General features: G+C 69.1%; 27 protein-coding genes and 1 tRNA gene. 12 read left to right on the top strand and 16 right to left on the bottom strand.

The genetic code is table 11. The annotated features are described in order from the left end of the window. From EV651_RS19125 to EV651_RS19090, 8 genes are all read right to left on the bottom strand, one after another. Complete coding sequence (locus EV651_RS19125) at nucleotides 1-789, bottom strand: CoA transferase subunit A (protein WP_133786555.1); 789 nt, start codon at nucleotides 787-789, stop codon at nucleotides 1-3. Between the two features lie 112 nt (nucleotides 790-901). Then, the gene (locus tag EV651_RS19120; protein WP_133786554.1) at nucleotides 902-1,843 is read right to left on the bottom strand and encodes a tetratricopeptide repeat protein; all 942 of its coding nucleotides are present in this window, start codon (nucleotides 1,841-1,843) and stop codon (nucleotides 902-904) included. A 34-nt stretch (nucleotides 1,844-1,877) separates the two neighbouring features. Beyond that, nucleotides 1,878-2,576, bottom strand: a complete 699-nt coding sequence (locus EV651_RS19115) for a carbohydrate-binding family 9-like protein (RefSeq protein ID WP_133786553.1) — start codon at nucleotides 2,574-2,576, stop codon at nucleotides 1,878-1,880. Further along, nucleotides 2,569-3,054, bottom strand: a complete 486-nt coding sequence (locus tag EV651_RS19110; RefSeq protein WP_133786552.1) for a hypothetical protein — start codon at nucleotides 3,052-3,054, stop codon at nucleotides 2,569-2,571. The genes EV651_RS19115 and EV651_RS19110 overlap by 8 nt, the downstream gene beginning before the upstream one ends. 9 nt (nucleotides 3,055-3,063) lie before the next feature. Further along, on the bottom strand, nucleotides 3,064-3,693 hold the full coding sequence (gene lipB / locus EV651_RS19105) for a lipoyl(octanoyl) transferase LipB (RefSeq protein ID WP_133786551.1): 630 nt from the start codon (nucleotides 3,691-3,693) through the stop codon (nucleotides 3,064-3,066). A gap of 4 nt (nucleotides 3,694-3,697) precedes the next feature. Then, nucleotides 3,698-5,074 (bottom strand): J domain-containing protein, encoded by a 1,377-nt coding sequence (locus tag EV651_RS41900; RefSeq protein WP_202870397.1) that lies wholly within the window; start codon nucleotides 5,072-5,074, stop codon nucleotides 3,698-3,700. A 67-nt stretch (nucleotides 5,075-5,141) separates the two neighbouring features. Further along, nucleotides 5,142-5,218 (bottom strand) — tRNA-Pro (locus tag EV651_RS19095). Nucleotides 5,219-5,242: 24 nt separating this feature from the next. Next, entirely contained in the window at nucleotides 5,243-6,178 is a 936-nt protein-coding gene (locus EV651_RS19090) for a metallophosphoesterase (protein ID WP_133786550.1), read from the bottom strand. A gap of 26 nt (nucleotides 6,179-6,204) precedes the next feature. On the opposite strand from EV651_RS19090, the gene EV651_RS19085 reads away from it, so the two are divergent. Beyond that, nucleotides 6,205-6,672, top strand: coding sequence for a GatB/YqeY domain-containing protein (locus tag EV651_RS19085; RefSeq protein ID WP_133786549.1), 468 nt, complete (start codon nucleotides 6,205-6,207; stop codon nucleotides 6,670-6,672). A gap of 4 nt (nucleotides 6,673-6,676) precedes the next feature. Here the strand turns inward: EV651_RS19085 and EV651_RS19080 are convergent, their stop codons facing one another. The 4 genes from EV651_RS19080 to EV651_RS19065 form a co-directional block, all read right to left on the bottom strand. Then, nucleotides 6,677-9,079 (bottom strand): transglycosylase domain-containing protein, encoded by a 2,403-nt coding sequence (locus tag EV651_RS19080; RefSeq protein WP_133786548.1) that lies wholly within the window; start codon nucleotides 9,077-9,079, stop codon nucleotides 6,677-6,679. Nucleotides 9,080-9,212: 133 nt separating this feature from the next. After that, a complete protein-coding gene (lon, locus tag EV651_RS19075; RefSeq protein ID WP_133786547.1) occupies nucleotides 9,213-11,564 on the bottom strand; it encodes an endopeptidase La in 2,352 nt (783 codons plus the stop codon). 198 nt (nucleotides 11,565-11,762) lie between these two features. Beyond that, nucleotides 11,763-12,881 (bottom strand): ArsA family ATPase, encoded by a 1,119-nt coding sequence (locus EV651_RS19070; RefSeq protein WP_133786546.1) that lies wholly within the window; start codon nucleotides 12,879-12,881, stop codon nucleotides 11,763-11,765. After that, the gene (locus EV651_RS19065; protein WP_133786545.1) at nucleotides 12,878-13,828 is read right to left on the bottom strand and encodes an ArsA-related P-loop ATPase; all 951 of its coding nucleotides are present in this window, start codon (nucleotides 13,826-13,828) and stop codon (nucleotides 12,878-12,880) included. Before EV651_RS19065 ends, EV651_RS19070 begins: the two co-directional genes overlap by 4 nt. A gap of 49 nt (nucleotides 13,829-13,877) precedes the next feature. Between EV651_RS19065 and EV651_RS41410 the strand changes: the two genes are divergently transcribed. The 5 genes from EV651_RS41410 (at nucleotide 13,878) to EV651_RS19045 (ending at nucleotide 17,300) form a co-directional block, all read left to right on the top strand. Beyond that, nucleotides 13,878-14,039: a hypothetical protein gene (locus EV651_RS41410; RefSeq protein ID WP_165553378.1), complete on the top strand. Its 162-nt coding sequence runs from the start codon at nucleotides 13,878-13,880 to the stop codon at nucleotides 14,037-14,039. Continuing rightward, nucleotides 14,036-14,497, top strand: coding sequence for a RidA family protein (locus EV651_RS19060; protein WP_133786544.1), 462 nt, complete (start codon nucleotides 14,036-14,038; stop codon nucleotides 14,495-14,497). The genes EV651_RS41410 and EV651_RS19060 overlap by 4 nt, the downstream gene beginning before the upstream one ends. 6 nt (nucleotides 14,498-14,503) lie before the next feature. Then, a complete protein-coding gene (locus EV651_RS19055) occupies nucleotides 14,504-15,445 on the top strand; it encodes an NUDIX hydrolase (RefSeq protein ID WP_238157059.1) in 942 nt (313 codons plus the stop codon). After that, nucleotides 15,442-16,209 carry an MBL fold metallo-hydrolase gene (locus tag EV651_RS19050; RefSeq protein ID WP_133786543.1) on the top strand — a complete coding sequence of 256 codons (768 nt, stop codon included), beginning with the start codon at nucleotides 15,442-15,444 and terminating at the stop codon, nucleotides 16,207-16,209. The genes EV651_RS19055 and EV651_RS19050 overlap by 4 nt, the downstream gene beginning before the upstream one ends. A gap of 155 nt (nucleotides 16,210-16,364) precedes the next feature. Beyond that, nucleotides 16,365-17,300, top strand: a complete 936-nt coding sequence (locus EV651_RS19045) for a type IV toxin-antitoxin system AbiEi family antitoxin domain-containing protein (protein WP_133786542.1) — start codon at nucleotides 16,365-16,367, stop codon at nucleotides 17,298-17,300. 225 nt (nucleotides 17,301-17,525) lie between these two features. Here EV651_RS19045 and EV651_RS19040 read toward each other — a convergent pair whose 3' ends face one another. Next, entirely contained in the window at nucleotides 17,526-18,203 is a 678-nt protein-coding gene (locus tag EV651_RS19040) for a Crp/Fnr family transcriptional regulator (protein WP_130386963.1), read from the bottom strand. A gap of 243 nt (nucleotides 18,204-18,446) precedes the next feature. Here EV651_RS19040 and nth point away from each other — a divergent pair, with 243 nt between their 5' ends. Genes nth through EV651_RS19010 form a run of 6 tightly spaced genes read left to right on the top strand, consistent with a single transcriptional unit; the run spans nucleotide 18,447 to nucleotide 23,025 of the window. Further along, complete coding sequence (gene nth, locus EV651_RS19035; protein ID WP_133786541.1) at nucleotides 18,447-19,211, top strand: endonuclease III; 765 nt, start codon at nucleotides 18,447-18,449, stop codon at nucleotides 19,209-19,211. Then, nucleotides 19,208-19,831: a TlpA disulfide reductase family protein gene (locus EV651_RS19030; RefSeq protein WP_238157056.1), complete on the top strand. Its 624-nt coding sequence runs from the start codon at nucleotides 19,208-19,210 to the stop codon at nucleotides 19,829-19,831. Before nth ends, EV651_RS19030 begins: the two co-directional genes overlap by 4 nt. Then, nucleotides 19,828-20,598, top strand: coding sequence for a CoA pyrophosphatase (locus EV651_RS19025; protein ID WP_133786540.1), 771 nt, complete (start codon nucleotides 19,828-19,830; stop codon nucleotides 20,596-20,598). The genes EV651_RS19030 and EV651_RS19025 overlap by 4 nt, the downstream gene beginning before the upstream one ends. Further along, nucleotides 20,595-21,776 (top strand): MarP family serine protease, encoded by a 1,182-nt coding sequence (locus tag EV651_RS19020; RefSeq protein WP_133786539.1) that lies wholly within the window; start codon nucleotides 20,595-20,597, stop codon nucleotides 21,774-21,776. Before EV651_RS19025 ends, EV651_RS19020 begins: the two co-directional genes overlap by 4 nt. Nucleotides 21,777-21,818: 42 nt before the next feature. Next, a complete protein-coding gene (locus EV651_RS19015) occupies nucleotides 21,819-22,325 on the top strand; it encodes a SigE family RNA polymerase sigma factor (protein ID WP_238157055.1) in 507 nt (168 codons plus the stop codon). Nucleotide 22,326: 1 nt separating this feature from the next. Continuing rightward, entirely contained in the window at nucleotides 22,327-23,025 is a 699-nt protein-coding gene (locus EV651_RS19010; RefSeq protein WP_133786537.1) for a hypothetical protein, read from the top strand. Here the strand turns inward: EV651_RS19010 and EV651_RS19005 are convergent. The 3 genes from EV651_RS19005 to nhaA are packed head-to-tail and all read right to left on the bottom strand — an operon-like array spanning nucleotide 22,967 to nucleotide 25,592. Continuing rightward, a complete protein-coding gene (locus EV651_RS19005) occupies nucleotides 22,967-23,836 on the bottom strand; it encodes an alpha/beta fold hydrolase (RefSeq protein ID WP_238157086.1) in 870 nt (289 codons plus the stop codon). The genes EV651_RS19010 and EV651_RS19005 overlap by 59 nt on opposite strands. A gap of 50 nt (nucleotides 23,837-23,886) precedes the next feature. After that, nucleotides 23,887-24,324 (bottom strand): phage holin family protein, encoded by a 438-nt coding sequence (locus tag EV651_RS19000; RefSeq protein ID WP_133786535.1) that lies wholly within the window; start codon nucleotides 24,322-24,324, stop codon nucleotides 23,887-23,889. Between the two features lie 53 nt (nucleotides 24,325-24,377). Continuing rightward, on the bottom strand, nucleotides 24,378-25,592 hold the full coding sequence (gene nhaA / locus EV651_RS18995; protein ID WP_133786534.1) for a Na+/H+ antiporter NhaA: 1,215 nt from the start codon (nucleotides 25,590-25,592) through the stop codon (nucleotides 24,378-24,380). Nucleotides 25,593-25,656: the final 64 nt, after the last annotated feature.

Below are 25,656 nucleotides of genomic sequence, written 5' to 3'. Positions count from 1 at the left end.
TCAGGCCTCCAGCTTCTCGCGCTGAGCCTCGTAGGACTCCCGCGGTTGCACCGTGCGCTTCTCGATCCGCTTCTCGATGTCCTTGCCGACCGCAACAACGCGCTGGACGTAGACACCGGGCAGGTGGATCGAGTCCGGGTCCAGCTCACCAGGCTGGACCAGCTCCTCGACCTGCGCGATGGTGACCCGGCCGGCCATCGCGGCCAGCGGGTTGAAGTTGCGCGCACTCCGGTCGAACACCAGGTTCCCGTGGGTGTCGCCCTTGAGCGCGTGCACCAGCCCGAAGTCGGTGGTGATCGATTCCTCCAGCACGTACGTCGTACCGTTGATCTCCCGCGTCTCCTTGGGCTCCGACGCCTTCGCGACCGAACCGTCCGCGTTGTACTTCTGCGGCAGTCCGCCCTCGGCGACCTGCGTCCCGACGCCGGCCAGCGTGTAGAACGCGGCGATCCCGCAGCCGCCGGCCCGGAGCTTCTCGGCCAGCGTGCCCTGCGGGGTCAGCTCGACCTCCAGCTCCCCGGACAGGAACTGCCGGGCGAACTCCTTGTTCTCCCCGACGTACGACGATGTCATCTTGGCGATCCGCTTGTCAGCGAGCAGGATGCCGAGGCCCCAGTCGTCGACGCCGCAGTTGTTCGACACGACACTGAGCCCGGAGACCCCCTTGTCGTGCAGAGCGCTGATGAGCTGCATCGGGTTTCCGCACAACCCGAAGCCGCCGACGGCGAGGCTTGCGCCGTCCCCGATGTCCGCCACCGTTTCCTGCGGCGACCCGTACGTCTTGTCCATCAGCTGCTCCGTTGCAGAGTCGAGGCCCGATCCGCTCCGACTCTAACCAGCGGACCCGTGTCCCGCGATGTGAGTGGTACCACTCGGGTCTCTGGTCAGGTGTAGTCAGGTGCTACGCGGACGCTTCGGACGCGTTCAGTGCCGTCAGTTCGTGCAGGGCCTCGTAGTGCGCGTCGTCCAGCTCAGGGATGGCGAGTACGGCGGACAGGTGCGCGCGGGCGGCCTGAAGATTGCCGATGCCGCGCGCCGTACGCGCCAAACCGACTCGTGCCGCCGCAACGGTCTCCGGCTGGTCTGTGTGCTCTCCGATCGACAGGGCCCGGCCGTAGTCCGCGTGCGCGTCCTCCAGCTTTCCCTGCCGTCGGTAGAGCTCGGCACGCTCGCACAGCAGCAGTGCGGTCTCGTCTGCGAGGCACAGCTGCTCGGCGAGCTCCAGTGCCTCTGTGGTGGCGTCCAGCGGCTCGTCGACGACCTGTCGGAGCGCGCTGAGGGCAAGGAACATGCCCCACCGGTCTTCCAGCATCCGGAAGCGGCCCAGCGCCGTACGTAGGCTCTGTGCCGCGTCACCCGGCGCGGCTGTCGTTAGACCCGGGTAGCCACGGCACAGCTCCACAGCTGCCCGTGTCCACGCGTCACCGGCCTCGTTGCGCTCCAGCACGTCCTCGACCACAGCAGCCGGCTCGAACGGCCCGAACACGAGTGACCACAGCAGCACCGTCACGGAGTACCGGAACGGGCCGGTGGTCGTCAGCACGATCTGCTGGGCCAGCTCCACCTGCTCCTGCTCGGCCGACGCCGCGCCATGGATGACGGCCAGCAGGTACTCCTCGTCCAGGCCGACCGGGACAGTCCGGCCGAGCATGCTGAGCACCCGCTCCGCCGCGGCGGCAGCCTCGTCCTGGAGCCCGTTCGACCACCAGTACGCCGAATAGCGCGCAACCAGCCGTAAGGCGGTCCGCAGGTCGCTCTCACACGCGCGCTCGATCGCGCTGACGACCTGGTCCGCCTCCAGACTGTGTGGTTCGCCGGAGCCCCCCAAGTTCACGTGCTTCATTGTCGCTCCCCCGTGTTAACGCCGTGTCACGGGGTCAAAAACGGAGGACGCCCCAGGTGGCGGGTCGGTGCATGTCCGCGATGCCCTGTGGTGACCAGACCCAGAACTCGCAGTCGTCGCCCTTCACGTACGCGCCGTCGACCACCTCATGCGTCCACTCGCAGCGCATCAGGTTCATCCGCCACTCGTCACCCGGGTTCGGCGGCGTCGCCCGACCTTCGTTGTACGGCGCCAGCTCGGCCCACGGTACGGCGATCTCCGCCGACCACCCGGTGTCCGTGTCGGACGGGTCGTTGAGCGTGCCGTCGACGTGGACCGCGGTCCGCAGACCGGGCAGGTTCGTCGGGTCGATCGGAACGCCGCCGTCGACGTACGGCTTCGGCAGCGTGAGCTCCCAGATCGTCCCGAGCGGGTTGATCTCGAACTCGTAGTAGTTCTGCCCGTCGCCGTCCGGGTCGAGGAACAGTTCGAAGTTGTTCTCGTGGAACAGCTTGCTGTTGTGCTCGGTCATCGTCGACCAGACGTGCGGCTCCTCGAGCAGACCGCCGACGTACAGGTACTGGTCGTCGTACATCAGCTTCGCCCGGGTCAGGAACCGTGGCGTGGGGCCGTCGTGGATCGGGACGAAGGCGGTCGTCCACGGCGCGGCGTCCCAGGCCGGGTCGGTCAGGGTGCCGTCGAGGTTCGGCGCGGTGGCGGTCCGCGGGCACTCGTAGACGGGCAGGTCAGGCATCGGCACGCTCCAGCAGTCGGGCGAGAAGGTTGGCGAGCAGGAAGGTGACGGCGGTCAGGACGGGTACGACGGCGAGGATCCAGGGCGAGTCCAGGTGGCCGGTCAGGAATGCCACCACCAGCGCGACCATGAACGCGACGCCGAGGAACGGGATCAGCTTCGGGTGCGGCATCGCCAGCCGGCTGAGCGCCGTACCGCCGAGCACCATCGTGACGGCCACGATCACGATCAGCAGCGGCAGTCCGAGGGCGCCGCAGTTCGTGGTGTCCCGGAACCGCTCGCAGCCGCGCTCACTCAGCCACACCAGCGCGATGGTCGCGAACCCGCACAGCAGCCCGACGACGGCCAGGATCAGCCCCGGCGGCAGCGGCGGCGCGTCGTACCGGCCCGGGCGCTCCTCCTCCGCCTCTTCGTCGGCAGCCTCCAGTACGGCTTCCAGATCGTCCGGCATCCGGTCGCCGTCGTCCTCCTGACTCATTGCGGCAGGCTATCGGGCTCCCAGGCTGTTCGCGATGGCATCGCGCACCTCGGCGTCGGTGGGCGCGGCGAGGCCCTGCTCCGCGGCCAGTTCGGCGAGCGAGACCATCGTGACGTCGTGCAGTCCGCAGCTGGTGAACGTGTGAAACACGGTCATGTCCGGGTCCACGTTCACCGAGAACCCATGACTGGTCACACCGCGCCGGATCCGCATGCCGATCGAGCAGAGCTTCCGGCCGTCCTCGGTCCAGACCCCGACGAGGCTGCTGGCGCCCTTCGGCGTGTCCCGGCGTACGAGCGGGAAACCGAGCGACCCGAGAGCCTCGATCAGGCCGTTCTCGGCCCAGCGCACGATGTCGACCGGTCCGCGCTGATGCAGGTCGATCACCAGGTAGCCGACCAGCTGGCCAGGGCCGTGGTACGTCGCGAAGCCGCCGCGGTCGACCTGCACCGTCGGGATCGCGGCCGCCGCCGCGGGCAGGTCGTCGAGGACGGTCCTTGGCCCGTAGGTGATCACCGGCGGATGACTCAGCAGGAACAGACGGTCCTCGGCCTTGCCTTCGACGCGCTCCTCGACCCAACCACGCATGTCCTTCGCGGCGACGTCGTACTCCACCTCACCGAGATCAACCCGCTGCATGGGTTCAGATTAGGCCGTACGGTGCGCGGCGCAGGACGTCGTACAGGAGTCGGCGGTCGAGAACGTTGCCCTCCGGCTCCAGCCAGTTGAGGAGTTCGCGGTCGGCGGACCGGGCGGACAGGCACGTCACGGCGGCCTCGGAGCCGGACTGCGTCATGATCCCGCCCTGGCCGTCCACGGTCGGGTGAACGATCAGGAAGCCACGTACCTGAGCCGTCCGCAGCCGTCCGCTCCAGGCAGCGACGGCGGCCTTCAGCGCGGGTACCGGGCTGTCGATCGGCTGGCCGTTGAAGACGAGGGATCCGTAGGCGTCGAGGGAGTACGCGCCGGGTGGTCCTACCAGCGACACGATCAGCGCGACGCGGTGCCCGTTGATCAGCATGTGATCGACGGCGACGGCACCGAGCTGCGCACCGTGCACCAGCTTCGCCGCGGGCAGTGCGCCGACCACGGGGTCGAGGAGGTTGGCCGTACGCCGCTGCAGCAGCACGTCGTACGCCGAGATCGGCGCGGCGAGCGCATCGTCGACGAGTGGCTCGCCGGGACGGCCCCACAGGTTGAACTCGTACGCCGCGGTCCGGTCGATCGCCAGATCCAGCGCGTGCGCCTTCGACCAACGGCCGGTGAGGATCCGGACCACCACCAGGCCGACAACGACCGCGCCGATCACAACGCGGCCGATCGCGGACGCGTCGTCCAGCAGGGAGGGAACGAAGCTCAGTACCAGCGCCAGCAGGAGGAAGGCTGCAGTGAGGACGCCCAGCGTCTTGAACAGGCGGCCGAACGGCACCCGCCTGCTCCAGTGCGGTGGCATCGCCACCATGATCATCGCGGCGATGCCGATGCCGGAGATGACGTCCCAGAAGCCGTGGTAGCCGGAGGTGACAACGATCCAGACGACCAGCGCCGTGAAGCCGGCCAGCGCCACGAGCGCGGGGACCCGCCAGCGGCCGAACGGCGGACCGACGAGGATGGGCCCTGCATCCACCGGTTGGACCCGCTCACCGGTCGTCCTGGGCTGCTCCGGCTGCTCCGCCTGCGCGCTCGACGAGCTCGACGTGCTGGACCAGGGCTGGTCGGTCGACCAGGTCCAGGTGGGCTCAGGTTCGGGCTGTGGATCGGGCTGTTGATCGGCGTAGGGCTGCGGATCCGGCTCGCGGCTGGTCGTCGTCGACTGGCCGGCGAGCAGGCGGTCGTAGGAGGCGCGCTTGACCGGGTCCGAGAGCGTGTTCCAGGCTTCCTGCACGAGGCGGAAGAGCGCCGCGTTGCCGCCCTGGTCCGGATGGACCTGGCGAACGAGCTTCCGGTACGCGGTCTTGATCTCGGCGGCGCTGGCCGTGCGCTCGACATTCAGCACTTCGTAGTGATCGGCCCCGCTCACCCCAGCACCTCCGCGACACGACAGAACGCACTGAGGGCCAGTCACCGCAGTGACTGACCCTCAATGGTGGTCGGGCTGACAGGATTTGAACCTGCGACCTCTTCGTCCCGAACGAAGCGCGCTACCAAGCTGCGCCACAGCCCGAAGTCGCGAGTAGCTTACATGGGCTCAGCGTCCGGACGAAATCGGGTTATTGCGCGGGACGAGAGTGAGCAAGGTCGCCTCCGGGCGGCAGGCGAAACGGACCGGCGCGTACGGCGACGTACCGAGCCCTGCCGACACGTGCAGGGCTGCCTGACGGCCGCCGTACTCCCAGGTCGACAGGCCCTTCACGCGCGACGTGTCGAGGTCGCAGTTCGTCACCAGCGCGCCGTACAACGGCACTGCCAGTTGACCGCCGTGTGTATGACCGGCGAGGACCAGCGGATAACCGTCGCCGACGAAGCCGTTCAGGACCCGCTGGTACGGCGCGTGCGTGACGCCGATCGCCAGGTCCGCCGTCGGGTCGATCTCGCCCGCGATCTCGTCGTACCGGTCGCGCCTGATGTGCGGGTCGTCGGTGCCGGCGAAGTCCAGGCGCAGCCCGTTGACCTTCAGGGTCGCCCTGGCGTTGTTCAGATCCGTCCAGCCGGCGCCGCTGAACGCCCGGCGCATCTCCTCGTACGGAAGGTCGGGGCCGTGCGGCTTGTGGCGCTGCTTGTTCGCGGGCAGCAGGTACTTGCCCGGGTTCTTGAAGTGCGGCTTCCAGTAGTCGTTGGAGCCGAACACGAACACGCCGGGAAGATCGAGCAGATCGCCGTACGCACGCAGCAGCGGACGAACCGAGTGCTCGCTCGCGAGATTGTCGCCGGTGTTGACGATCAGGTCGGGCTCGAGCGCGGCCAAGTCGTTGACCCAGCGGATCTTCTTCTCCTGCTTGGGCATCAGGTGCAGGTCGGACAGGTGCAGCACCCGCAGCGGCGCGGTCCCCTCCGGCAGCACCGGCACTGTCACTCTTCGCAGCGTGAACCAGCGCACCTCGATACCGGCCGCATACGCGACACAGGCGGCGCCGATGGCGCTGACAATGCCCGTAGTCTTCAGGGCGGTCCTGACGATGCTCATTTCACAAGCCTGCCACAATCTCAGGTATGTCCAACTCCGGAATGAAGCAGCGCCTGCACGACGACATGACCGCCGCCCTCAAGGCGCGCGACGAGATCCGCAAGTCGACCCTGCGGATGGCGCTCACGGCAATCACCAAGGCGGAGGTGGCCGGTAAAGAGGCCCGCGAGCTCACCGACGCCGAGATCGTCGACGTCCTCAGCTCCGAGGCCAAGAAGCGCCGCGAGTCCGTCATCGCCTACCGCGACGCCGGCCGCACCGAGCTCGCCGAGAAGGAGCAGGCCGAGGCGGACATCCTGGCCGACTACCTCCCCGAGCAGCTCACCGAGGACGAGATCAAGGCCCTGGTCACCGAAACCATCGCCGCCACCGGCGCCGCCGACCTCGGCCCCCGCGGCATCGGCAAGGTCATGGGCGCCCTCCAACCCAAGGTCAAGGGCAAAGCCGACGGCGCCGTCGTCTCCGCCGAGGTGAAGCGCCAACTCGGCGCCTGACCGGTCAGCCGTGGCCGCGGCCGCCGCAGTTCGGGTACTTCGGGTTCCAGGGCGGGCAGTTCGGGTTCAGCGTGGTCGGCGTCCCCGGTGGTTGCACGGTCTGTGTGGTCGTCGGCTTCCCGGGCTTGACCTGCTTGCTGCCGTTGGAGACGTAGATCGTCACCAGCGAGCCGGCGGGGGCGCCGTCGCGTTGCCTCGGGTCGGTGTAGGCGACCGTGCCGGCGGTCTCCTCGGAGTTCACCGTGCCGGAGGCGATGGCGACCTCGAAGCCCGCCTGGCGAAGCTTGTTCGCGGCGTCGTCCGGGTTCATGCCGTTCACGAACGGCAGGTCCTTCACGTTGCCTCGCTGGATGACGGCGGACGGCGCCACGAAGCGCGTCGTCGGATAGCCCTGCAGGGCGGCCTTCATCGCCGCCTCCCAGATCGGACCGGCGGTGCCCGAACCCGACGCGTCGTGGATCGGCTTGCCGTTCAGGGTCTGGCCCTGCAGCTCCTTGTACGGCGGTGACGCGTCGGCCACCGTGGCGGCTGCGGCGAGCTTCGACGAGTAACCGGCGTACCACACCGCCTTGGCCTCGTTGATGGTTCCTGTCTTGCCTGCGAGATCGCTCTTGCCGAACTTCAGCTTGCTGCCGGTGCCGCCGGTCTCCATGACCTGGTGGAGTACCGCGTTGACGCCGTCGGCGACCTCCTGTGACAACACCTGCTTGCACTGCGCGCCGGGGATGCTCACCGACTTGCCGGCCGAGTCCTTCACCGAGGTGATCAGCCACGGCTGGCAGTACATTCCGCGAGCCGCGAAGGCGGCGTACGCGTTCGACAGTTGCAGCGGCGAGATCTGGTTGATGCCCAGCGTCATCGAGGCGACCTGCTCGAGCGGTTCGCCGTTCTGGGCCTGGTACAGCCCGAGGGATGCAGCGATCTTGGCGATGGGGCACAGACCGGTCCGCTGTGAGAGCTGCAGGAAGTAGGTGTTGGTCGACTTCTGTGCCGCCTGGATCATGGTCGGGACCGGAACGTTCGTCGTCGAGTTCTTCGGACTGTAGCCGTCCGGGGTCTTGTAGGTTCCGTTGCAGGTGCTGAACTTCTGGCCGCCCATCGGCAGCGGGTCGGGCGAGTTGATCTTGTAGTTGAGCGGAATGCCCTTCTGGATCGCGGCCGCGATCGTGAACGCCTTCATCGTCGAGCCGTTCTGCCAACCGCCGAACCCGCCGGGGTAGCTCTTCGGGACGTTGTAGTTGTAAAAGGTCTGGCCACGCTTCTTGCCGTAGCCGCGGCTCTGCGCCATCGCTTTCACGAGTCCGGTGCCGGGCTCGACGATGGTGATCGCCGCCACCGCCTGGTCGGTCGTCTGCGAGTGTGTGTCGATGGAGCGCTGCGCGTCGGCCTGGATCTTCCGGTCGAGGGAGGTCTTGATGGTCAGGCCTGCGGTCTTGATGTAGTTGGCGCGGTCGATCTTGGTCTTGCCGAAGGCCGGGTTGTCCTCGAGCAGCGAGACGATGTACTCGCAGTAGAAGGGGTACGGGCCGTTTGCGCAGCCGAGTTTGTTGGGGCGGACCTTGTTGGGGTCGATGACCGGGGTCTTCAGGGCCGAGTTGGCCTGGGCCACCGAGATGACGTGCAGTTCGAGCATCCGGCGGATGACCACGTCGCGGCGGTCCTTGGCGCGCTTGGCGTTGTTGGTCGGGTCATAGCCGGTCGGGTTCTTGACCAGGCCGGCCAGCATCGCGGCCTGCGGGAGCGTCAGCTGGGACGCGTTCACCGAGAAGTAGTGCTGTGCAGCGGCCTGGATGCCCCACGCGCCGTCGCCGAAGTTGGCGAGGTTGAGGTACTTCTCCAGGATCTCGTTCTTCGAGTACTGCTTCTCGACCGCGACCGCGTACCGCAGCTCGGCGACCTTGCGCTGGTACGTGTCGGCGGTCGCCGCGGCCACCTCGGTCGGCGTCTTCGCCTTCTCGACCAGGCTGATCTTCACGTACTGCTGGGTGATGCTCGAACCACCCTGCTGCACCGAGCCCGAGGACTGGTTCTGCAGCAGCGCGCGCAGCGTGCCCTTCGCGTCCAGCGCGCCGTGCTCGTAGAAGCGGTCGTCCTCGATCGCGACGATCGCCTTCTGCATGATCGGCGCGACGTCCTTGAGCTTCACCGGCACCCGGTTCTGCTCGGCGAGCGTGGCGATCACCGTACCGTCGGCGGCCAGGATGGTGCTCTTCTGCTTGAGCGGCACCTCGTCGAACTGCTGCGGCAGGTCCTGCAGCGTGTCGGAAGTCTTCTCCGTGGTGAATCCGGCGAGGCCGGCGAACGGGATGGCGAGACCGGCGGCCAAGGCCCCCGACAGCACGCTCACCCCTAGGAACAGAACCACAGATTGGACGACGCCCCGGTCGCCCTTTTCCTTGACGCGCATGGTTGTTAAGACTACGGGACCGCAGATCAGGGTTACCGCTCCGCGTGTGAGTTCGGTCACCCTGGCTGGACAAAGTTCATCCAAAAGGACGAGGGCCCGAGCAGATGCTCGGGCCCTCCTCCGGTACGCCGGGTCAGGCGGCGAACTGGTGTGCGCCGACCTCGGCCGGCTCCAGTGCCAGATCCAGCACCTCACGGACGTCACTCACCGGGTGCACGGTCAGCTCCGCGAGCACGGACGCCGGCACGTCTTCCAGGTCCGGCTCGTTCCGCTTCGGGATCAGGATCGTGGTCAGCCCGGCCCGGTGCGCGGCGAGCAGCTTCTGCTTGACCCCACCGATCGGGAGCACCCGTCCGGTCAGCGACACCTCACCGGTCATCGCGACCTCCGAGCGGACCGGCCGCCCGGACAGCAGCGACGCCAGCGCCGTCGTCATCGTCACACCCGCGGACGGTCCGTCCTTCGGGACAGCACCGGCCGGAACGTGGATGTGCGCGTTCCGCTCGGCCAGGTCACCGACGGGCAGTCCCAGCTCCGCGCCGTGCGAGCGCAGGTACGACAGGGCGATCTGCGCCGACTCCTTCATCACGTCACCCAACTGCCCGGTCAACGTGACTCCGGTCGGACCGGTCTCCTTGTCGGCCAGCGACGCCTCGACGAAGAGCACGTCACCACCCGCACCTGTCACCGCAAGTCCGGTCGCCACACCCGGAAGCGCCGTACGCTCCGCGGACTCCGGCGTGAACTTCGGCGAACCCAGGTACCCCTTCAGCCCACCGCCGTCGATCGTGAGGTTGCCAACGTCCTCGCCCAGGGCGAGCTTGGCGGTCACCTTCCGCAGTACCCGCGAGATCGACCGCTCGAGCTGCCGTACGCCGGCCTCCCGGGTGTACTCACCCGCGAGCACCCGGAGCGCCGACTCCTCGATGGTCACTTCGTCCGCCGTCAGGCCCGCCCGCTCCAGCTGACGCGGGAGCAGGTGGTCACGGGCGATGACGACCTTCTCGTCCTCGGTGTAACCGTCCAGCTGCACCAGTTCCATCCGGTCCAGCAGCGGCGCCGGGATGGAGTCCAGCACGTTCGCCGTGGCCAGGAAGACCACGTCGGACAGGTCCAGCTCGACCTCCAGGTAATGGTCCCGGAAGGTGTGGTTCTGCGCCGGGTCGAGGACCTCGAGCAGCGCGGCCGTCGGGTCGCCCCGGTAGTCCGCACCGACCTTGTCGATCTCGTCCAGCAGTACGACGGGGTTCATCGAGCCCGCCTCGGTAATGGCCCGGACGATCCGGCCCGGCAGCGCACCGACGTACGTCCGCCGGTGACCGCGGATCTCGGCCTCGTCCCGCACGCCACCCAGGGCGACCCGGACGAACTTCCGGCCCATCGCACGCGCCACGGACTCACCCAGCGAGGTCTTACCCACACCAGGAGGACCGACCAGCGCCAGTACGGCGCCACTGCGGCGACCGCCCACGACACCGAGACCACGGTCCGCACGACGACGCCGTACGGCGAGGTACTCCGTGATGCGCTGCTTCACGTCGTCCAGGCCGGCGTGGTCCGCGTCCAGCACGGCCCGCGCCTCACGGATGTCGTAGCTGTCCTCGGTCCGCTCGTTCCAGGGCAGCTCGAGAACGGTGTCCAGCCAGGTCCGGATCCAGCCGACCTCGGGAGACTGCTCGGAGGTCCGCTCCAGCTTGTCGACCTCGGCCAGCGCGGCCTTCTGCACGTGCTCCGGCAGGTCGGCCGCCTCGACGCGGGCCCGGTAGTCCTCTTCCTCGGACTCGGCCTTGCCGTCGAGCTCGGCCAGCTCCTTGCGGATCGCGGCCATCTGCTGGCGCAGCAGGAACTCCCGCTGCTGCTTCTCCATGCCTTCCTGGACGTCCTTCTGGATCGTCTCGGAGACCTCGAGCTCGGCGAGGTGGTCCTTCACCCAGCCGATCAGCTTCTCCAGGCGCTCGGAGACGTTCGCGTTCTCCACCAGCCAGGACTTCTGCTCGTTGTTCAGGTACGACGCGTAGCCGGCCAGGTCGGACAGCTCCGCCGGGTCGTCGACCTGCTTGATCGAATCGATCACCTGGTAGGCGCCGCGCCGCTGCAGCACCGAGGTGGTCAGGGTCTTGTACTCGCGGGCCAGCTCGACGGAGCGGTCGTCGGTGATCTCGTGCATCACCGTCGCGCCCACCCACAGCGCCGCACCCGGGCCGGTGGTCCCGGCGCCGATGCGGACCCGCTGGGTCCCGCGGATCACGGCCGCCCGGTCACCGCCCGGCAGCCGGCCGATCTGCTCGATCTCACCGAGCGTCCCGGCCTTGGCGTATTTTCCGTCCAGCCGCGGGACCAGGAGCACCTGGTCCTGACCGGCGGCCTGCGCGGCATCGATCGCCGCCCGGGCCTCGCTGTCGGCGAGTCGGACCGGCACGACCATTCCCGGCAGGACCACGACGTCGTCCAGCGGCAGTACAGGAAGATTCAACGTATCGGTCACGCTGTCACACCCTTTTCCAAGTTGAGTCTGATGGGCTCAACCACAGGTGTAAGCAAGTAATTCCCGGCGCTTCCCAACGTTCGCTGACGGTGAAATCTGTGTTGAATGCCGCGACTCCGTCGCGGCGAGTCATGGGGCTGTAACTCCCGGCCTTCCCTCGTCGCTCCGCTCCTCAGTCCAGGCCGGGAGGCCCCATGACTAGGCGGTGAGCAGCTCGCCGATCTGGCGTAGGCCGGTCAGGTCGTGGACGTCGTCGGCCAGGGCCGGGACCTCGACGGTCCGGATCGCGCGGTGACCTCGCCGGAAGCGTTCGGCCCGCTTGTGCTCGCCTACGACCTGCTGCATCTTGTCCGCGTGCAACCGCAGTACGGCGGCCGTCAGCGGCGACTTGTCCGCTTCCTCCAGCTTCTCTGCTGCAGCGAGTGACCGCTCCGCCGACAGCTCTGGCGCCTCCGTGTTCGTCACGCGGTTCAGCACGACGCCCGCGAGCGGCATTCCCTCGGCCCGCAGCCGCTCCGCGAAGTACGACGCCTCCCGCAGCGCATCGTTCTGCGGCGAGGCCACGACGAGGAACGCGGTGTGCGACTCCCGGAGCAGCGCGACCGTCTGCTCGGCCCGCTGCCGGAACCCGCCGAACAACGTGTCGAACGCCGCCACGAACGTCTGTACGTCGGTCAGCACCTGAGCGCCGAGCACTTTGTTCAGCACCGACATGGCCATGTTCACCCCGGCCGACATCAGCTTGAACGGGCCACGCGCCGGCGCCAGCAGCAGCCGGAGGAAGCGGCCCTCGAGCAGCGACGCCAACCGCTCCGGCGCGTCCAGGAAGTCCAGCGCCGACCGCGACGGGGGAGTGTCCACCACGATCAGGTCCCACTCGCCGGTCCGCTCGGCCTGCTTGTGCAGCTGCCCGAGCTTCTCCATCGCCATGTACTCCTGCGTGCCGGCGAACGACGAGGAAAGCGCTTGATAAAAGGGATTCGCGAGAATCTGCTCGGCCTTCTCCGGCGTCGCGTGCTGCAGGACGACGTCGTCGAACGTCCGCTTCATGTCGAGCATCATGGCGTCCAGCCGGCCGCCGTTCTTCGCGTTCACCTCCGCCACCGCACGCGGGGTGTTGTCGAGCTCGGTCAGTCCCAGCGACTGCGCCAGCCGCCGGGCCGGGTCGATCGTGAGTACGACGACCTTCCGGCCGCGCTCCGCCGCGCGCAGGCCGAGCGCGGCCGCGGTCGTGGTCTTCCCGACCCCGCCGGAACCACACGTGACGATGATCCGCGTTTCGCCGTCATCGATGAGCGCGTCCAGGTCCAGGTTCATGCCCGGAACTCCTCAGCCAGGTCGATCAGGGTGCCTTGGTCGATCCCGTCCGGCTGCAGCGTCAGCTCCGTCACCTGTTTGCTCAGGGCATCGATCCGGTCGCGGTTCTCGCGTTCGAGCCCGACCCGGATCGCGTGGTCGTGCGCCTCGCTCGCGAGCGTCTTCACCAGGTCGTCGCCGATCGTCAGACCGGCCGCCTTCAGGCCCCTGGTCAGCTCGGCAGCGGGCAGTTTCTCCTTCACCGCAAGGGCGAGCGCGTCGTCGTCGAGCGGGCTGTTGCGCACCATGTTCACCACGATCGACCCGATCCGCAGGTCCAGCGCCTCCAGCTGCCCGACCGCGTCGAGGGTCTCCTGGACCGGCATCTCCTCGAGCAGCGTGACCAGATGGATTCGGGTGATGTCCGAGCGCAGCATGCCCATGATCGCGTCCGCCTGGTTGCGGATCGGCCCGACCTTGGCGAGTCCGGCGACCTCGGTGTTCACGTTCAGGAACGGCGCGATCCGCCCGGTCGGCGGGGCGTCCACCACCACGGCGTCGTACGCGAGCTTCCCCTGCACCTTGCGGCGGGTGGCCTCGTACACCTTGCCGGTGAGCAGTACGTCGCGCAGCCCGGGGGCGATCGTGGTGACGAAGTCGATCGCGCCGACCTTCTCGAGCGCCTTCCCCGCGCGGCCGAGGTGGTAGTACATGTCGAGGTACTCCAGGAGCGCGGCCTCGGCGTCCACGGCCAGCGCGAACACCTCACCCCCCGCGGGGCCGTGCGCGATCCGGCGTTCGACGTACGGCAGGGGTGGTACGTCGAAGAGCTGGGCGAGACCCTGACGGCCCTCGACCTCGACCAGCAGGATCCGTTTGCCCTGCTCGGCCAGCGCGAGCGCCATCGCGGCCGCGACGGTGGTCTTCCCGGTGCCGCCCTTGCCGGTCACCACGTGCAGTCGCGCCATAGGTCCCAGGGTAGGACGTGTCCCGCGACACACCGTTAGAGTCCCCTTCATGAAGAAGTTCGAGTACTTCACCGCGCCGCTGCTGGTCCACTCGACCAAGGAGATCCTGGACAACTTCGGCCAGGACGGCTGGGAGCTGGTCCAGGTCGTCCCGGGCCTCAACCCGGAGAACCTGGTCGCCTACTTCAAGCGGGAGATCGAGGACAAATGAGCCACCCCGAGGAGAAGCTCGCCGAGCTCGGCCTGAAGCTGCCCGAGGTGGCCAAGCCGGTCGCGGCGTACGTCCCGGCCGTCCGGACCGGGGACCTGGTCTACACGTCCGGCCAGCTGCCGCTGCGCGAGGGCACGCTGATCGCCACCGGCAAGGTCGGGGACGCGGTCACGCCGGAGGTGGCCAGCGAGTGCGCCCAGCAGTGCGCGCTGAACGCGCTGGCCGCGGTCAAGGCGGAGATCGGCGACCTGGGGAACGTGAAGCGGATCGTGAAGGCGGTCGCGTTCATCGCCTCCACGCCGGACTTCACCGGTCAGCCGCAGGTCGCGAACGGCGCCTCCGAGCTGTTCGGCCAGGTCTTCGGCGGCGCCGGGCAGCACGCCCGCAGCGCGGTCGGCGTCCCGGTCCTCCCGCTCGACGCCCCGGTCGAGATCGAACTGATCGTCGAGGTCGGCTGACCGCTCGTGCGGGACCTGAAGTCGCAGCCGATGACCGGCCGGATGGCCGAGGTGGCCCTCGAGTACGCCGAGGGCACCCGGACGCCGGCCGATCCCCGCCCCGCCTCCACGGTCATCCTCCTCCGCAACCCACCACCAACCGCCCCGCCCCGCCCCGCGACACCAGCGACCGCGCCGGCCGACCCACCCCGACCCGCCGCACCAGCGACCGGCCCGACCGACCCAGCCCGACCCGCCGGAGCGGAGACCGGTCGACCGGAGGTCTATCTGCTGCGCCGGCAGCGGACGATGGCGTTCGCGGCGGGGATGACGGTCTTTCCCGGCGGACGGGTCGACGCGACGGATTCCACCGTCGCGGACTCCTGGTCGGGGCCCACGCCCGAGTGGTTCGGCAAGCGGCTCGGCTGCTCCGCGGAGACAGCAGCGGCGTACGTCGCCGCCGCGGTCCGCGAGACCTTCGAGGAGTCGGGCGTCCTGCTCGCCGGACCGTCGAAGGACTCGGTCGTCGGCGACACCACCGGAGCCGACTGGGAGGCCGACCGGGTCGCCCTGGAAACCCGTGAGCTGGGATTCTCGGAGTTCCTGCACCGCCGTGGGCTGGTCCTGCGCGCCGACCTGCTCGGCCCCTGGACGCACTGGATCACCCCGGAGTTCGAGCCCAAGCGGTACGACACCGCGTTCTTCGTCGCCGCGCTCCCCGCGGGGCAGGTCACCCGGGACGTGACGAGCGAGTCCGACCAGGTCACGTGGATCCGCCCGGCGGACGCGGTGGCGGCCGTCGACGCGGGCGAGATGCTGATGCTGCCCCCGACGTACATCTGCTGCCACGAGCTCTCGCAGTACGACGATGTCGCGGCGATCCTGGACGCGGCCGGCGAGCGGGAGATCCGCGCGATCATGCCCACCGTGCGCATCGACGGCGACCAGGCCTATCTGGAGACCACATGAACGTCACCGAGTACGCCAAGCTGGTGCGGGCCGACAATCCCGGCCTGATGACGCTGGACGGCACCAACACGTGGATCCTCCGCGCCCCGGACGCCGAGCGGTCTGTGGTCGTCGACCCCGGCCCGATGCTGGAGGACCACCTCCGCGCGGTCCTGGACGCGGCCGGCAAGGTCGCCGTCGTACTGCTGACCCACAAGCACCCGGACCACTCCGAGGGCGCCGCGTGGTTAGCCAACCAGGCCGGTTGCGGCGTACGGGCTGTGGATCCCGAGTTCCGCATCCCGACCGATCACGCCCACGGCCTGGCGGAGGGCGACGTGATCACCGCCGATGGCCTCCGGATCGAGGTCCTCCCGACGCCCGGCCACACACTCGACTCGGTCTGCTTCTGGCTGCCCCAGGACGGCTCGCTCCTCACCGGAGACACCGTCCTCGGCCGCGGTACGTCGGTCGTCGCGCACCCGGACGGTGCCCTGGGCCCCTATCTCGACTCCCTCGAGCGCCTCCGGGCCTTCGCGAACTCCCCGGCCGACGTACTCCGCCTACTCCCCGGCCACGGCCCCGTGATCGACGACCCGTCCGGCGTCCTCACCTACTACCTGGAACACCGCGAAGAACGCCTGGCCCAGGTCCGCGAAGCGATAGCCCAAGGCCACACCACCCCGGAGTCCATCGTCGAACACGTCTACGCCGACGTACCCCAACCCCTCTGGCCCGCCGCCGAACGCTCAGTGCGAGCTCAGCTCGACTACCTGGCTGGCTGACGGCTTACCCTCTCACTTGGAGGGTTGCCTGCTCGTATTTTCGGTGGGCAACCCTCCAAGCGAGGGGATGCCCACTGAGTTGGAGGGTTCGCGGTTATCCACAGGCGACGGGTTGACGGCAGCGGGAGGCGGTCGATTCGGCTGATGCTTGGTGGGTGAACCCGAAGTTGAAGCTGCTCGCTGAGAGCCAGGGCGGGGTGTACAGCCGCGGTCAGGCCGCGGAGTGCGGTTATACCGCGGGGCAGATCCACGACCGGATCCAGGACGGACGCTGGCAGCGGATCCGCCGCGGGCAGTACGCCGAAGCGGTCGAAACGAGCCACCTCCCGCCGTGGGACCAGCAGAGCCTGAACCATCGGCGACTCGTCCACGCGGTGATGAATTCGATGAGACCCGGCAGTGTCGCTGTCAGTCATCAGTCAGCCCTGGTTCTACACGGCGTACCGCTGTGGGGGCCAAATCTCGCAGAAGTTCAGGTCAGTCGTCTCGACCGGCACCGCGGGGGTCTCATTGCGGGGGTCCGTCATCATCGCGGCAAGCTTGCGGACGTCGATCTGACCTTCACGGACAGTCTGCCGGCCACGACGGTGCCACGGGCCCTGTTCGAGACGGCGTGTACGTCGTCCTTCGAAGCGGCCGTCGTCAGCGCGGACGCCGTACGTCGTCATCATCCGATCAGCGAGGTCGAGCTGCAGCGTTTGCTGCGGGTCACCGAGTTCTGGCCGGGTAGTGCGACAGCGAGGGCGGCCCTGGGCTTCAGCGATCCGTTGTCGGAGTCGGTCGGCGAGTCGCGATTCCGGGTGCTGGCGCACACCTACGGCCTGCCGGTACCGGTGCTCCAGGCCGTCATCACCGACGCCGCCGGATTCGTCGGCCGTGTCGACTTCTTCTTCGCCGCCGAGCGGACGGTGGTCGAGTTCGACGGTTTGCTCAAGTATGGCGACGGGGCACGGGAGACGCTGATCCGGGAGAAGCTGCGAGAAGACCGTCTCCGCGCCCTCGGACTGCAGGTCATCCGCGTCACGTGGGCGGACCTCGACCACCCGGCCCGCCTCATCGCGCGCATCCGTGCAGCCTTCGCCCGCGCGTGACCGCCGCGCCTGACCGCCGCGCCTGACCGCCGCGCCTGACCGCCGCGCCTGACCGCCGCGCCTGACCGCCGGGGTTGCCCACTCAACTGGACGGTTGCCCCCTCGTGTTTCCAGTAGGCAACCCTCCAGTCGGGGGGATGCCCACTGAGTTGGAGGGTTCGCCGTGGGCGGCTGGGTGGGCCTGGCCGGGAGCGGGGGGCGGCGAGGGAGCTGGGCGGGAGCGTTTCAGCGGGCGCGGCGTTGGAGGCGGTCTACGTCGAGGAGGACCACCGAGCGGGGTTCGAGGCGGACCCAGCCGCGGGAGGCGAAGTCGGCGAGGGCCTTGTTGACGGTTTCGCGGGAGGCGCCGACCAGCTGGGCGAGCTCCTCCTGGGTGAGGTCGTGGTGGACGTGGACGCCGTCGTCGGCGGTGCGGCCGAAGCGGCTGGCCAGGTCCAGGAGGGCCTTCGCGACCCGGCCCGGTACGTCGGAGAAGACGAGGTCGGCCACCACGTCCGAGACCTTGCGGAGCCGGCCGGCCAGCTGCAGCAGCAGGCCGCGGGCGACCGCGGGGCGGCCGTCGAGCCAGCGGAGCAGTTCGTCGTGGGTCAGCGACATCAGCTGGGCGTCGGTGACGGCCGTGACGGTCGCGGACCGCGGCCCCGGGTCGAACAGCGACAGCTCACCGAACATCTGTCCCGGCCCGAGCACGGCGATCAGGTTCTCCCGGCCGTCGGCGGAGGTGCGGCCCAGCTTGACCTTGCCCTCGACCACGACGAACAGCCGGTCACCGGAATCGCCCTCGTGGAACAGCACCTGACCGCGGCGCAGCCGGCTCTCGGTCATCGATGCGGCCAGCGCGTCGGCCGCCTCGTCGTCGAGCTGACTGAACAGCGGTGCCTGTCGGAGCACTGCGGCATCCACTTCTGGGCCTCCTAGGACCTTCGACCACGACTACGAACGTGGGATCCGCCACGTCCGTCGACCGATATGTGTACACCCGGTCGCCCCAAAACCGTAGCTCCTCGGGTGTCGGCACCGCCATGTAGGCTCGCCCCGACTCGCCGGAGCACCACACAGTATGCCGTTCAGCACCCTCAGTAACCCCCGATTGCTGTGCCGCAGCGGCAGCGCGGGCTGTCGGTGGGCGGACGTAGGCTGGCCTCCATGCCATCCCCGCGCGTCGCGGAGCCCCTCGTGGCGGTCCCGCTCAAGCTCCCCCGCAAGGCCCCGGTGTACGTCGACGAGACGCATACCCAACTGGTCCGCCGGGCCCGGAAAATGCACAAGGTACTGACCGAGACCTACCCCGACGCGCACTGCGAGCTGGACTTCACCACCCCGCTCGAGCTGCTGGTGGCCACCATTCTCTCGGCCCAGACCACCGACGTCACAGTGAACAAGGTGACGCCGGAGCTGTTCGCCAAGTACCCGACCGCGCAGGCGTACGCCGAGGCCGACCGGGACGAGATGGAAGCGATCCTCAAACCGACCGGCTTCTTCCGGGCGAAGACGAACAGCGTCATGAAGCTCGGCCAGGCGCTCGTCGACGACTACGACGGCGTCGTACCGAACAAGCTCGAGGAGCTGGTGAAGCTCCCCGGCACCGGCCGGAAGACGGCGAACGTGGTGCTCGGCAACGCGTTCGGCGTCCCGGGGATCACTGTCGACACGCACTTCGGCCGCCTGGTCCGCCGGTTCGGCTGGACCGCCGAGGAGGACCCGGTCAAGGTCGAGCACATCATCGGCGACCTGTTCCCGAAGAAGGACTGGACGATGCTGTCGCACCGGCTGATCTTCCACGGCCGCCGGCGCTGTCACGCGAAGAAGCCGGCCTGCGGCGCCTGCCCGATCGCCCAGTGGTGCCCGTCGTACGGCGCCGGCCCCACCGCCCCCGACGTCGCCGCGAAGCTGGTGAAGGCCCCAGCGTGAGATCCGGTACGTCGTCCCGCGGCACGCGATCGCGCCTAGGGCATGCCCTCGTCGGGGCGGTCGCGTTGGTGCTGTCGGTGACACTGGCGGCGTGTGGATCGGAGCAAGCAGGTGACAGCGGTACGCCGTCGTCCGGGCGGAGCGCGGTGCCGGGCGCGGACCGTCTCGAGGTCTGCCCGTCCGCGCCCTCGAAGCCACCGGTCAGCAACGGACTACCGGACATCAGCCTGCCGTGTCTGGGTAGTGGACCGGACGTCCGGCTCGCCGATCTCCGGGGGCCGCTGGTGATCAACGTGTGGGCGCAGTGGTGCGGCCCGTGCCGCGACGAAGCGCCGTACCTGGCCGCGCTCGCGAAGTCGGGCAAGGTGACGATGCTGGGGATCGACTACGACGACCCGCGGCCGGAGCTCGCGGTGAAGTTCGCCGACGCGGAGGGCCTGGCCTATCCGCATGTCGTCGACCAGGACAAGGCGATCCAGCGGGCGCTGAAGGTCGGCGGCCCGCCCTTGACCGTCTTCGTCGACGACAAGGGCACGGTCGCCTACGTGCACCGCGGCGTACTGACGTCCCAGCAGCAGTTGGATCAGTTGCTCGAGGAGAAGCTGGGAGTGACCCGATGATCTTCTCCGACGTCGGGATCCCCGAGTGGCTGCGGCCGCTGGCGAAGGCTTCCGAGGACGTGGATCCGAACGTGTTGTCCCGGTTCCTGCCGCCGGACGACCCGTCGGTGCGGAAGTCCGCCGTCCTGATCTTGCTTGCTGACGGCAACGACGGGCCCGAGGTGCTGCTCACCGAGCGGGCTTGGACGCTGCGCAAGCATGCCGGGCAGATGGCGTTCCCGGGCGGCGGCGCAGACCCGGAGGACGGCCCCGGAGAGAGTGGTCTGGTCCGCACGGCCTTGCGCGAGGCCGAGGAGGAGACCGGCCTCGACCCGGCCGGCGTCGTACCGTTCGCGATCTGGCCGGCGCTCTGGGTGCCGGTGAGCAACTTCGGTGTGTCGCCGGTGCTGGCCTGGTGGCGGGAGCCGTCACCGGTCGCGGTGGTCGACCCGGCCGAGGTCGCGTCCGTGCACCAGGTGCCGGTCAGCGCGCTCGCCGACCCGGCGAACCGGGTCAGCTGCCTGCACCCGAGCGGTTTCACCGGCCCGGCGTTCATCATCGGCGACCTCTACATCTGGGGGTTCACGGCCGGATTGCTGGACAAAATGCTGCAGCTCGGCGGGTGGTACCGCGACTGGGACCCCTCGAACGTCGTACCGTTGCCCGACCGACTGGTCGAGGCGGCCTGGCGGAGCGAGGGACGACGACCGGAGGACGTGCGGCGGATGACCGCCATCGAGCACGATCTCGGCCGGACGCCAGGTGACAAGTCGGAAGGCGTGGAATGAGCTTGCTCGACTGGGTGGTCGTGGGTGCGGCGGTAGCGCTGGCCATCTCCGGGTACGTCGAGGGCTTCATCGTCGGCGCCTGCGCCACACTCGGCCTGCTCGGTGGTGCGGCGCTCGGTGTCTGGGGAGTCCCCAAGGCGCTCGACCACTTCTCACCGAGCGTCACCGTGTCGTTCGTCGCGTTGTTGCTGGTGGTGGCGCTCGCGTCGTTCGGGCGATGGCGTGCCGCCGTGATCGGCGCCTGGTTACGCAACAAGATGTCGTGGCGGCCGGTGCGCTTCCTGGATGCACTCGCCGGTGCGGCGCTGGCCGCCGCGTCGGCCCTGATCGTCGCGTGGGTGCTCGGAGTCGCGGTGAGCGGCGCCCGGATCCCGAGCGTCACGTCCGCCGTCCGCGGGTCCCAGGTGCTCGCGAAGGTCGACGAACTACTGCCGAACAGCGCCGACCGCGCGTTGCAGTCGTTCAACGACGTGGTGAACACGGACCTGTTCCCGCGGTTCCTCGACCCGTTCGTCCCGGAGCGGATCCGGGACACGCAGCCGCCGGACAGTGCCATCGCCCGCCAACAGCCGGTCCGGGACGCGTACACCCGGATCGCCAAGGTCACCGGCGTCGCCAGCTGCTCCCGCGGCCTGGAGGGCAGCGGGTTCGTTTACGCGCCGAAGCGGGTGATGACGAACGCTCACGTCGTCGCCGGGGTGAGCTCGCCGCAGGTCGAGGTGAACGGGAAGAAGTACGACGCCAAGGTCGTGGTGTTCGATCCGGAGACCGACATCGCGGTGCTGTACGTGTCGAAGCTGACCGACCCGGCCGTGAAGCCGCTGGCCTTCGACCTCACCGGCAAGGCCGACGACCCAGCGGTCGTGCTCGGCTACCCGGAGAACGGCCCGTTCGACTCCGAGCCGGCCCGGATCCGCTCCGAGGAACGGCTCCGCGGCCCGGACATCTACGGCGACAAGACGGTCACCCGCGAGGCGTTCTCGATCTGGGCCTCGGTCCGCCCGGGCAACTCCGGCGGTCCGCTGCTGTCCGCGAAGGGCGTCGTGTACGGCGTGGTCTTCGCGGCCTCCGTCGAGGACAACCGCACCGGCTACGTCCTCACCGCCCAGCAGGTCGCCGACGACGCCCGCGCCGGCGCCTCCGCCACCCAAGAGGTCTCCACCCAATCCTGCACCTGATGCAGCAGGTCGTACTGGTCACCGCGTTGAAGGATTGTGGCGGTGACTGCGAGTGAGGTGGGGCGTGAGTTGTCGTTCGACGAGCTGGTAGCGGCGAACGAGCAACGGTTGCTGCGGTTCGCCGTCATGCTGACCGGCGGACGGCACAGTGCGGAGGACCTGGTCCAGACCGTCTTCACGCGGGCGTACCGCAAGTGGAGCCGGATCAGGGAGGTCGACCAGCCCGAGGCCTATCTGCGCCGGATGGTGCTCAACGAGTTCCTCAGCTGGCGCCGGCTGCTGAAGCACGGCGAGCTGCCGGTCGCCGAGACCCGCGACGTACCCACCGACGAGGACATCGGCAACCGGCACGCCCAGCGCGATGCGGTATGGCGCCTGCTCGCCGGCCTGCCCCGCAAGCAGCGCGCCGTGCTCGTCCTGCGGTACTACGAGGACCTTCCGGACGACGAGATCGGCACGCTTCTCGACATCACCCCGAGCACCGTCCGATCCAACGCTTCCCGAGCCCTCGCGGCTCTTCGTGACCAACTGCCCGCAGAGGAGGCCTGACATGACCAAGCCGACCCGGCTGACCGACGAGGAACTCGGCGACCTCCTCCGCGAGACCTTCACCGAGCGTGAGACCCTGGCCGATCACTTGCCCGAGGCAACCAAGCGGCGGAACCCGGTCCCGGTCCTGCTCGCGGCCGCCGCGGTCCTCGTCGTCCTCGTCGGCGTCCTGTACGGCGTCCACCGGCCCGACCGCCCCAGTCAGCCTCTGACAGCGACCCCGGCGGCGACGTCGCAGGGCTCTGATGACGGCCGCATCTGGGCTGCCGCCGTCGTCTCGATCGCACGCCGGGTCGAGCCTGCTGACGGCTGGCAGGTCGTGCAGGTATTCGGCCAAGGCCAGCGTGCAGAAACTCAAGCGTTGAAAGCATCCCCGGCCCCGGTCGTGACATTCTCGGCCACCGCGAAGGCGCGGATCGAGATGGCGGTCCGGCCGCTGGCGCCGGTCACGTTCGACGGCGAGGACCCGTCCTGTGCCGACCGACGGGTTGCGACCGTCACCCTCGGCCCCGTGGTCAGCAAGACCGACCACAAGGAAGTACACACCAGCATCTTCTACGACTGCGGCCGCGGCTCGATCCTGACCTACCGGATCGAGCAGGCGGCCGGCATTTGGAAGGTCACCGGCATTGTCGGCCACGTCATCGGCGTCGCGCCTGCGGGTGGATGTCCTTCAGCCAGTCCACGAGAAGGGTGTTGAACAGGTCCGGGGTTTCCTCATGGGGGAAGTGACCGGCGGGGGTGATGAGTTCGTGGCGCAGCGGTGCCGTGACCAGATCCGGGGGTGTGACCACGGTGGGGGACACCGCTGCGTCCCGGGCGCCTTGGATCTGCAGCACGGGTACGGCGACCGGCGTACGCATCCTGGCCGAATACTTGCGCCCGTCCGGCCGCAACCGGGACCGGGCGAACCAGCGGTGGTACTCGAGCGCGCAGTGCGGTGCCGGCCAGACCTGGAGAGCGGCCCGGTAGCGCCGCGACGCCTCCGCGTCCGGGAAGGTCCCGCCCGGCGCGGCCCAGGCGCGGAGCAGGCGCTCGATGTGGATCCCGTCCTGCGCCAGCAGCCGGCGCTCGGGCAGGATCGGCAGCTGGAACCACGCGCTTCGCGTCAGCGCCTTCGCCCGCCCGGACTGGGTCAGCAGCAGCGGGTGCGGTGCCGACACGGCAGCCAGTCCTCGGACCTGCCGCGGCGTCAGTACGGCGGCTGACCACCCGATGAACCCGCCCCACCCGTGTCCGACGACGACCGCATCGGTCGCGCCGAGCGACCGGATGACCCCGGACACGTCGGCGGCCGCGGTGTAAGGGTCATAACCACGGGGCGTCTTGTCGCTGGCGCCGTACCCCCGCAGGTCCATCGCCACCGCCCGGTATCCGGCGGCCGCGACCACGGGAAGTTGGTGCCGCCAGGCCCACCAGAACTCGGGGAAGCCGTGCAGGAACAGGACGAGCGGATCCTGCGCCGCGCCACACTCCGCGACGTGGAACCGGGCCCCGTTGGCCGCGACCAGTGAGTGCGACCAGGGGCCGTCGACCAGGAGGTCGACGACTCCTGCCGGGCTCAGCGCCCTGCGCCCGGCTCAGGCAAGGCCAACGTCTCGTCGTCGCCCTTGCCGATCGACTTGAGAACCTCGACCGACTCCTTCGAGGTCTCGATGGCCCGCGTCGGACCCTTCGCGCGCTTCAGCGCCCGCATCCCGATGAAGACCAGGATCGCGCCGATCAGCAGGAACGCGCCGGCCACGATCAGGAACGCGATGGCCGGGTGCAGCCCCGCCGCGGTCAGGCCGTACGCCGCGGAGATGCACAGCAGGATGACCGCGAGCAGCGCCAGGAACGCGGCCGCCGCGAACATCCCGGCGCCGGTTCCGGCCGCGACCGCGGTCTTCTTCAGCTCGGTCTTCGCGAGTTCGATCTCGCTGCGGACCAGGCTGGACAGCTCCTTGCTGGCATTCGCCACCAGCTGGCCGACCGTGGGCTCGTCCCCATTCATCGACATCGCGACTCCTTCCCGCACGTCCGTGCTCTGACACTACCGCCCAGGCCCGCGGGTCAATCGGTGTACGCGCGGTTCCGGCGAGCCAGGAGCAGTGCGGCGACCACCGCGGCCAGCACCGAGGCGATCAGTACGGCGGCCTTCGCGCGCTCGACCTGGGCGGCGTCCGACCCGAACGCGAGCTGCGCGATCAGCAGCGCGACCGTGAACCCGATCCCGGCCAGCACCGACACCGCGGCGACGTCCCGCCAGGCCAGGTCGGAATTCAGCTCGGCCCGGGTGAAGCGCGCGGTCAACCACGATCCGCCGAACACCCCGATGGCCTTCCCGGCCAGCAGCCCGGCGACGATGCCGATCGCGACCGGGTCGGTCAGCAACTGCCGTACGGCGCTGCCGCTCAACGTGACCCCGGCGGCGAACAATGCGAACAACGGTACGCCGACCCCCGCGGACCACGGCCGCAGCCGGTGCTCGATCCGCTCGGCCGGCGCCTCGTCCTCACCCGGATCCGCGACCACCCGCGTGACGAGCCCGAGCGCGACACCGGCGATCGTCGCGTGGATCCCCGACTCGTGCATGAACCACCAGGCCGCGATCGCAATCGGCACGTAGAGGAACGGCGTACGGACGCGGCGGCGCTGGAGGACGTACCAGAGCGCGACCAGGGCGACCGCGGCCAGCAGCTGGAACGGGTGGAAGCCGTGCGAGAAGAACACGGCGATCACCAGGATCGCGCCGAAGTCGTCGACCACGGCGAGGGTGAGCAGGAACGCCCGCAGCGCGCTCGGCAGCGACGAGCCGACGATCGCGAGGACAGCGAGTGCAAAGGCGATATCGGTTGCCGTGGGCACCGCCCAGCCCTGCGGCTTGCCGTCGTTCGTCACCAGGTTGATGATCAGATAGATCATTGCCGGGAGCACCATTCCGGCGATTGCCGCGACCACCGGGACGACGGCCTCGTTGAGCTTCGACAGCGTGCCGACCACGATCTCGCGCTTCAGCTCGACCCCGGCCAGGTAGAAGAACAGTGTCAGCGCGCCGTCGGAGGCCCAGGCCTCGACGGTGAGCGGGCCGAGCTGCGTCTCGCGGACGTGGTGGTACGCGTCCTGCCAGGGCGAGTTCGCCCAGACCAACGCGACCACGGCCGCGGCGAGCAGCAGCAAACCACCGGTCGTCTCTGCGCGCAGCGTGTCGGCGAGAAATGCCCGCTCACGGCCGAGAATGCGCGGAAATGCGCGCCTACGCTGCCGGATCCGTGGGTGCTCGCTCATGGACGGCCCTTCGTTCGGGGTCGGTCGGACGGACTGCCGACCAGACTTCCCGGCGCACCACCGC

Origin of the sequence: Kribbella sp. VKM Ac-2571, assembly GCF_004362255.1 — a bacterium.
Classification (GTDB): domain Bacteria; phylum Actinomycetota; class Actinomycetes; order Propionibacteriales; family Kribbellaceae; genus Kribbella; species Kribbella pratensis.
The sequence above is the reverse complement of the archived record's forward strand: the minus strand, read 5'-3'. Positions and strand labels throughout refer to the sequence as shown.

Bases quoted from the DNA above. Each gene is read 5' to 3' on its own strand.
- EV651_RS19110 (WP_133786552.1), bottom strand. From the start codon at position 3,054: ATGAGTCAGGAGGACGACGGCGACCGGATGCCGGACGATCTGGAAGCC.
- nhaA (WP_133786534.1), bottom strand. From the start codon at position 25,592: ATGAGCGAGCACCCACGGATCCGGCAGCGTAGGCGCGCATTTCCGCGC.
- EV651_RS19050 (WP_133786543.1), top strand. From the start codon at position 15,442: ATGAACGTCACCGAGTACGCCAAGCTGGTGCGGGCCGACAATCCCGGC.
- EV651_RS19060 (WP_133786544.1), top strand. From the start codon at position 14,036: ATGAGCCACCCCGAGGAGAAGCTCGCCGAGCTCGGCCTGAAGCTGCCC.
- lipB (WP_133786551.1), bottom strand. From the start codon at position 3,693: ATGCAGCGGGTTGATCTCGGTGAGGTGGAGTACGACGTCGCCGCGAAG.
- EV651_RS19090 (WP_133786550.1), bottom strand. From the start codon at position 6,178: ATGAGCATCGTCAGGACCGCCCTGAAGACTACGGGCATTGTCAGCGCC.
- EV651_RS19020 (WP_133786539.1), top strand. From the start codon at position 20,595: ATGAGCTTGCTCGACTGGGTGGTCGTGGGTGCGGCGGTAGCGCTGGCC.
- EV651_RS19120 (WP_133786554.1), bottom strand. From the start codon at position 1,843: ATGAAGCACGTGAACTTGGGGGGCTCCGGCGAACCACACAGTCTGGAG.
- EV651_RS19010 (WP_133786537.1), top strand. From the start codon at position 22,327: ATGACCAAGCCGACCCGGCTGACCGACGAGGAACTCGGCGACCTCCTC.
- EV651_RS19115 (WP_133786553.1), bottom strand. From the start codon at position 2,576: ATGCCTGACCTGCCCGTCTACGAGTGCCCGCGGACCGCCACCGCGCCG.
- EV651_RS41410 (WP_165553378.1), top strand. From the start codon at position 13,878: ATGAAGAAGTTCGAGTACTTCACCGCGCCGCTGCTGGTCCACTCGACC.
- EV651_RS19065 (WP_133786545.1), bottom strand. From the start codon at position 13,828: ATGGCGCGACTGCACGTGGTGACCGGCAAGGGCGGCACCGGGAAGACC.
- EV651_RS19070 (WP_133786546.1), bottom strand. From the start codon at position 12,881: ATGAACCTGGACCTGGACGCGCTCATCGATGACGGCGAAACGCGGATC.
- nth (WP_133786541.1), top strand. From the start codon at position 18,447: ATGCCATCCCCGCGCGTCGCGGAGCCCCTCGTGGCGGTCCCGCTCAAG.
- EV651_RS19000 (WP_133786535.1), bottom strand. From the start codon at position 24,324: ATGTCGATGAATGGGGACGAGCCCACGGTCGGCCAGCTGGTGGCGAAT.
- EV651_RS19085 (WP_133786549.1), top strand. From the start codon at position 6,205: ATGTCCAACTCCGGAATGAAGCAGCGCCTGCACGACGACATGACCGCC.
- EV651_RS19025 (WP_133786540.1), top strand. From the start codon at position 19,828: ATGATCTTCTCCGACGTCGGGATCCCCGAGTGGCTGCGGCCGCTGGCG.
- EV651_RS19125 (WP_133786555.1), bottom strand. From the start codon at position 789: ATGGACAAGACGTACGGGTCGCCGCAGGAAACGGTGGCGGACATCGGG.
- EV651_RS19080 (WP_133786548.1), bottom strand. From the start codon at position 9,079: ATGCGCGTCAAGGAAAAGGGCGACCGGGGCGTCGTCCAATCTGTGGTT.